The 2,032-nt window shown below is 57.1% G+C and carries 1 rRNA gene; it reads right to left on the bottom strand.

From position 1 onward, the window contains the following. Positions 1-2,032 (bottom strand): 23S ribosomal RNA (locus tag ACIP98_RS42340); the annotation flags it as partial.

Here is a 2,032-nt window from a genome sequence, read left to right as displayed (position 1 = left end):
GTTAAACTACCCACCAGACACTGTCCCTGATCCGGATCACGGACCGAGGTTAGACATCCAGCACGACCAGAGTGGTATTTCAACGATGACTCCACCCAAGCTGGCGCTTGAGCTTCACAGTCTCCCACCTATCCTACACAAGCCGAACCGAACACCAATATCAAGCTGTAGTAAAGGTCCCGGGGTCTTTCCGTCCTGCTGCGCGAAACGAGCATCTTTACTCGTAGTGCAATTTCACCGGGCCTGTGGTTGAGACAGTCGAGAAGTCGTTACGCCATTCGTGCAGGTCGGAACTTACCCGACAAGGAATTTCGCTACCTTAGGATGGTTATAGTTACCACCGCCGTTTACTGGCGCTTAAGTTCTCAGCTTCGCCCCGACGAATCAGAGCTAACCGGTCCCCTTAACGTTCCAGCACCGGGCAGGCGTCAGTCCGTATACATCGCCTTACGGCTTCGCACGGACCTGTGTTTTTAGTAAACAGTCGCTTCTCGCTGGTCTCTGCGGCCACCACCAGCTCAGGGAGCACGTCCCCTCACCAGCAATGGCCCCCCTTCTCCCGAAGTTACGGGGGCATTTTGCCGAGTTCCTTAACCACAGTTCACCCGAACGCCTCGGTATTCTCTACCTGACCACCTGAGTCGGTTTAGGGTACGGGCCGCCATGAAACTCGCTAGAGGCTTTTCTCGACAGCATAGGATCATCCACTTCACCACAATCGGCTCGGCATCAGGTCTCAGCCCCATGAGTGGCGGATTTGCCTACCACTCGGCCTACACCCTTACCCCGGGACAACCACCGCCCGGGCTGGACTACCTTCCTGCGTCACCCCATCGCTCACCTACTACCACCTCGGGTCACCGGCTCCACCACTCCGACATCATCCGAAGAATCAGCCGGCGGCTTCACGGGCTTAGCATCAGAGGGTTCAGCGCTGGCGCTTCAAAGCGGGTACCGGAATATCAACCGGTTGTCCATCGACTACGCCTGTCGGCCTCGCCTTAGGTCCCGACTTACCCTGGGCAGATCAGCTTGACCCAGGAACCCTTAGTCAATCGGCGCAAGAGTTTCCCACTCTTGTATCGCTACTCATGCCTGCATTCTCACTCGTGAACCGTCCACGACTCCCTTACAGGGCCGCTTCACCCGGCACACGACGCTCCCCTACCCATCACAGCCTCCGTTGGGAGTATTGCTGCAATGACACGACTTCGGCGGTACGCTTGAGCCCCGCTACATTGTCGGCGCGGAATCACTTGACCAGTGAGCTATTACGCACTCTTTCAAGGGTGGCTGCTTCTAAGCCAACCTCCTGGTTGTCTGTGCGACTCCACATCCTTTCCCACTTAGCGTACGCTTAGGGGCCTTAGTCGATGCTCTGGGCTGTTTCCCTCTCGACCACGGAGCTTATCCCCCGCAGTCTCACTGCCGCGCTCTCACTTACCGGCATTCGGAGTTTGGCTAAGGTCAGTAACCCGGTAGGGCCCATCGCCTATCCAGTGCTCTACCTCCGGCAAGAAACACACGACGCTGCACCTAAATGCATTTCGGGGAGAACCAGCTATCACGGAGTTTGATTGGCCTTTCACCCCTAACCACAGGTCATCCCCCAGGTTTTCAACCCTGGTGGGTTCGGTCCTCCACGCGGTCTTACCCACGCTTCAACCTGCCCATGGCTAGATCACTCCGCTTCGGGTCTTGGGCGCGCGACTAAAATCGCCCTATTCGGACTCGCTTTCGCTACGGCTACCCCACACGGGTTAACCTCGCCACACACCGCAAACTCGCAGGCTCATTCTTCAAAAGGCACGCAGTCACGAGATGCACAAGTGCATCCGACGCTCCCACGGCTTGTAGGCACACGGTTTCAGGTACTATTTCACTCCGCTCCCGCGGTACTTTTCACCATTCCCTCACGGTACTATCCGCTATCGGTCACCAGGGAATATTTAGGCTTAGCGGGTGGTCCCGCCAGATTCACACGGGATTTCTCGGGCCCCGTGCTACTTGGGAGTCGCACAAGCAAGCCGCT

The organism is Streptomyces sp. NPDC088354 (assembly GCF_044753585.1).
GTDB lineage: Bacteria > Actinomycetota > Actinomycetes > Streptomycetales > Streptomycetaceae > Actinacidiphila.
This window is presented reverse-complemented; position numbering and strand designations above follow the sequence as displayed.